2 protein-coding genes and 1 tRNA gene are annotated in these 4,838 nt (G+C 62.2%); 1 reads left to right on the forward strand and 2 read right to left on the reverse strand.

Annotated features, from left to right (window positions below):
* Positions 1-199 precede the first annotated feature (199 nt).
* A tRNA-Arg gene (locus tag ACESNG_RS23645) sits at positions 200-272 on the reverse strand.
* 147 nt (positions 273-419) lie between these two features.
* Here ACESNG_RS23645 and ACESNG_RS23650 point away from each other — a divergent pair.
* The gene (locus ACESNG_RS23650; protein WP_373071169.1) at positions 420-761 is read left to right on the forward strand and encodes a hypothetical protein; all 342 of its coding nucleotides are present in this window, start codon (positions 420-422) and stop codon (positions 759-761) included.
* Between the two features lie 267 nt (positions 762-1,028).
* On the opposite strand, the gene ACESNG_RS23655 is transcribed toward ACESNG_RS23650, so the two are convergent.
* Entirely contained in the window at positions 1,029-1,382 is a 354-nt protein-coding gene (locus ACESNG_RS23655; RefSeq protein WP_373071171.1) for a hypothetical protein, read from the reverse strand.
* Positions 1,383-4,838: the final 3,456 nt, after the last annotated feature.

Here is a 4,838-nt window from a genome sequence, read left to right on the forward strand (position 1 = left end):
ACTGCCGACGACGGTCACCCTCGTGCCACGACACGTGCGCGACCCACGGCTTCTTGCGGTCGTCGCGACGGTAGACCGTGCCGTTCGCCATGGGGTCCCTCGCAGAGCAATCGGGAAACTTCTACTACCCAAATGCCACCCGACGGTGTTTTCGGGTCAATGGTTGCGACCAACAAACAATCTACCAGGTGTTATTCAGCGCCCCTGGCAGGAATCGGACCTGCGACACACGGTTTAGGAAACCGATGCTCTATCCACTGAGCTACAGAGGCGGGACTTCCGCTTGGGGCACCGCATGAAGCTCCGCGTGAAAGAACGTCCAGATCTTACGGTAGACGCACTCGTCTCCAAAGCCGTCGACTCCGTCGGGTTTGCGGTTTGCAAAGAGACCTTTGCTTTTTGTTTGTTATCGTGTCGCCATGAGCACGGTCCGCCGAATCGCCGAACTCGAGCGAGAACGCTCCGAGCAGTGGACCGTACTGGAGCTGGCATCCGCCCGAATTCGCGGCATCGACGCCGAGCTCGGGCATTTGAAGGCCGGCGCTGACGTCGTCGGGAAGCTCAGCGACGAGATGCTCACAGAGGCAATACTCACCGTGCTCCGATCGTCTGCGTCCGCGATGTCACCATCCGCGATCATCGATCGCCTCAAAGTCGGTGGGCGCGAGGAGTCCGCCACCAAAGTCAACGCGACACTGTCTTACCTCAAGCAGTGCAGCCGAGTCCGGCACGAGGGGCGGGCCGCCTGGCGAGCAATTTGAGCCAGCGCCGAGAAGTTTCAGCAGCGCCACGCCGGTGACAGACCTCTTCGTCGCCGGTTGTGGCCCAGTGCTTCCAGAGAGTCACCGCGGCACACGATCGTTTGACACTCCCCTCTGACGCATGGGGGTAACAACGTTGCGTACGGGCAAGGCACTAACAATGTGCAGGTCGTTCGCGCTAGCAGGATTGCGAGAGCAAGATCTCGCAACAGACCGGGTTGCTATAATAGCGATCCCTTGCATGAAGCCCGGCGAGGCCCGCAGTTGCTATTCGTGGGAAAGGACGACAGCAGCGAGAGCACGGACGCCGGATGCCGGACCGGAAGAGGACATCGCGACCGGCCAGTTCACGAGGCTTTGCAGCGGCAAATGTTCGCGGGCGACGTCGGGTGCGTTGAGCGCTCCGATTGTGTCGGGCGCGTTCACGCCCCGCCGGAGGTCTTCATCGAGCACGTCCCAGTCGGGATCGAAGACGACCCATTGCACGTCACGCCGATGCCAGATCCGGTCATCGCCACCTCGAACGGGGTGGTAATCGTACGGGCCGGCGACCCGCCCGATCGCCACCGTGCGTGTCGCCTTCGAGGGTGCAACGACGTCACCTATCCGCGTGTAGCGCAAGGAGCGGTCCCAGTAAGTACAGAACAACTTGATCGCCTGCGGCTCCCGGTCCTGGAGCTGCGTTTGGACTGCGAGGGTCGCAGCCAGCTGTCGCGGCCCAGCCACGCGCTCATGTCGCCGAGCTCGCCGCCGGTTGGGTGGTTGCGGCGTTCCACCACGCATGCCGAGCCGATCATCGCGAACGACTTTGTCGAGGACGCTGGCCCCCAGGTCGTGACGATCGGCCCACGCGACGTCGGAGTCAGCACCGACGATAAGTGTGGTGTGTGGACGCGCATCTGACGCTGGCCAAACTCGGTCATCGATCTGAAGCCGTCTCATATGCGGATCGGCTGCTGAGACGTCCCTGAATTGGACACAACGATCGTCAACATGGAGTCGAAGCGTCCGGAGGATGGTCCTAATCTGAGACAGCCGATCGGCCGACGATCCGCACCGAGGCGCACTCGTCCTGCGAGCGATATCGGGTGTCCCCGAACGGCACATATCTGGAGTCCTTGTTGGGGTGTCCATGACGTAGTCGACGGGGGTGTTTGGTGCGTCGTGGACGCGTTATCTGGAGTGTGTCCGTGACCATCCCGAGTGTCGAGTCGTGCTGGTCGTAGGTTGCGTTCACGTCCGGTTCGGGGAATGCCTCGGTGGTGGTGCAGCGGGTGGTGATGGAGGTCCGAGGTCCGGCATTCTGGGGCGGCCCGAAGGCGCTCGTTGCCGACCGACCTCACCAGTACTGCTTCACGGTGGGCCCCGTTCCGATCAGCGATTATCGCCTCGCTGTGTCGAGCCGGTGACTGGGCTCCTCTGGGGGCAACACATCACCGGCGGACAGCACGATCTCGCGTTGGTGTCAGTGGTCGAGGTACCTCTGCGATCGACCTCGGCGTCCCATCGGTACCATCATGCCTCGGGTCCATCCACCCGCTCTCACGACGGATGCGGGAGAATATCGCAATGAAGACGAGCACTTGTCCGCAATGTGGCCGAATCGTTCCGCCGCCAGGTATTTGGGGGTCGGCTGGTCAACAACCGCACAGGGCGCACCTGGTCTGCGGGGGTTGCCGTGCCTGTCTCGTCGGTGCTGCCCCGGCTGGCCCGTGGGGACTCGATCACCGGGTCGACCAGGGACCGAACAGAGTGGACGCCACGTCGTTCCACTGACCCGATCCGATCGTTCGGGGCGGGTCGTCGTCGTTTCACCGCGCCGACCCGGTCATCGGCTCCGTTGCTGGCCTTTCGGCGACGATCGCCCAAGAGCTTGAGGACGCGGCTGGGACCTTCGCCGCTCGGACCGGTCGGCGCTCGGAGCGGGCGCAGCGAGCCTTGTTCGCGATATGCGATCATCTGGCGTGCGATACGTTCAACTCGCTGCATGGCTCCCGACCAAACTTTGGTCCACCGTTTGGCCCGACGAGGATTTGACGCCGGGTGGCGGCGATCCGGGGTGGTTGGGCGATGTCTTCGCTCTCTGGTTCGCCTTGCCGATTCTGGCGGTGGCGCTGCTTCCGATCGCCCTTCTTGTCCGGTCGACCGATTGGGCCTATCGGAGGTTGACGGGGCGACCCGGCATGGCGGAGGGCGGTCGCGTTGTGGAAGCGCTTGGCGTCACGAAGGATGAGAAGTTGAGCGGCGAGGCCCGAGCACTTGTCGACGCTGGATTTCGAGTCATACCGATCAGTCGAGTCCGTCCAGGTTTCGAGGTGGTCTTTGCGCGCTATCGCGAACCGAAGGACAAGCATCGGATAGTGGTCCGTCGAGTCGTGAGCGTCGCACCGGTTCCGGCAGAAGCGAAGTATCCGCACTCATTCGAGGTCCACCATCGTGACGGGTTCCAAGAGATCGAGAGAACACTTCGGATCGTCGCCCGTAATCCCTCGGATGGTGACATGACACCGGTCCGTGAGGTGACGGAGGCAACCCACGGCTCGCCCCAAGGGGGCACTTCCCAGCGGGATCCACAACCAAGACCTCACAACGCACCACCGGCGCGTCAGAACATGACCGATCCCCAATGAACACAGCGGTGTCCGGTTGACCAACCCCTAGCGAACGGCCTCCGAGCTGCCCGGTCGACGCTCTCGACACAACCACTGCATTGCCCGTAGCAGTCGTCTCCCGGGCAGTCAGTCGGGGGCTCGGTCATGAGGCTGGTCGAATGCTGACGACGTTTCTGGTCGCGGTCGGTAGCGTTGTTGAGCGTGGGTCGTGGTTGCTTGGCCTCGATATTCGGTGTCCCTGATCGGCACTTCGTGGGAGCATCAACAGACTCATCGACTGGGCATCATGGGACAGATTCCGAGCGCAAGCTTGTGCGCCATCTCGATCGGCTCAGGACGGTCAGCAGGTTCCCCACGGAGGAGGTTCGCAGTCGTCCCACCCGCCACCGCTCCCGTAGATGAAGCCCAAGTGTCGTGACAATCACCAAGAACAGGATCACGAGGATCGCGATTCCTTACTTTCGTACGAACCGGCGCAGGCGCTTCGACAAAGGTTCAGGCGGCGGTGCCTGAATTGCTTCCCATACCGCACGAGGAGTTGCCCGGACGGCGTGCGTCCAACCTTGGTCGTGACCAGCCACCGCTGGAATAGTGATGTGCTCGTAGACGAAGTCGCTGTCATTTGGAATCGACTCGAACGTCAATTCTGTAAAGCGCAGCCCATCCCAGTAACGAAACCGATCTGGATCGCCCTCGAGATCCGGTAGCCATGCAGGCTCAAGGATTCCGATTCTGCGCTCAATGTCTTTGTAGGCAACGTCTGTGAACCTCTTGCCGTTCCACCGCCGGATTTCGCCGGGTTCGTATGGAAAGTGCCGCCACCCGGTCCTTGGTAGCGATACCTGACGTTCGTCCACCACGCTTCAAGCGTAGGTCATTTCGGAACTTCCGCGTGACGACTTTGGTCAGCGCGGTCGGCATTGATGACCTTGGACGCCATCGCTCCCAACTTGGCGATCTGCAGCGGTTGAACATCGCTCGGTGGGTGTGTTCTGGCTCCATGCGCTGAGGGTGACTGACCTAGGGGTGTCAATGCAGTGCCCCCGACGCTGGATCGGTACCACCCCGCAGACCGGCAAAGGTTGGCTGACGCGGCACCAGCACCTCCTGCGCAGCGTGGTTCCGTCACCAATCTCCAAGACCGGGCGAGACGTGCTCCAACACTCCTAGCAACGCAGCCTGCGGATCGAAGCTGCGGCTCAATCGGCTGCCAGCGGCATCGGACTACCAGGCGGCGTCCGACAGGGGATGGCGGATCGCTTGTCGGACACCCGACGTGTCCGGATGTCGAACGCCTATCGGACGCAAGATGTGTCCGTACAACGATCGCCATCCGAACAGTCCGAGTGACCCGCGATCGTCGCGGACGAGTTCAATCATGGGCGTCGCTATCTGGCGGACTCCAGTAGGGGGCTTGTTCGGCGATTACCCATCGAACGCCGCCGCGGGGATCGGTGACATCGCC

It is taken from the genome of Gemmatimonas sp., from assembly GCF_041689975.1.
Classification (GTDB): Bacteria; Gemmatimonadota; Gemmatimonadetes; order Gemmatimonadales; family Gemmatimonadaceae; genus Gemmatimonas.

Coding starts and splice junctions, on each gene's coding strand:
- ACESNG_RS23650 (WP_373071169.1), top strand. CDS start 420: ATGAGCACGGTCCGCCGAATCGCCGAACTCGAGCGAGAACGCTCCGAG.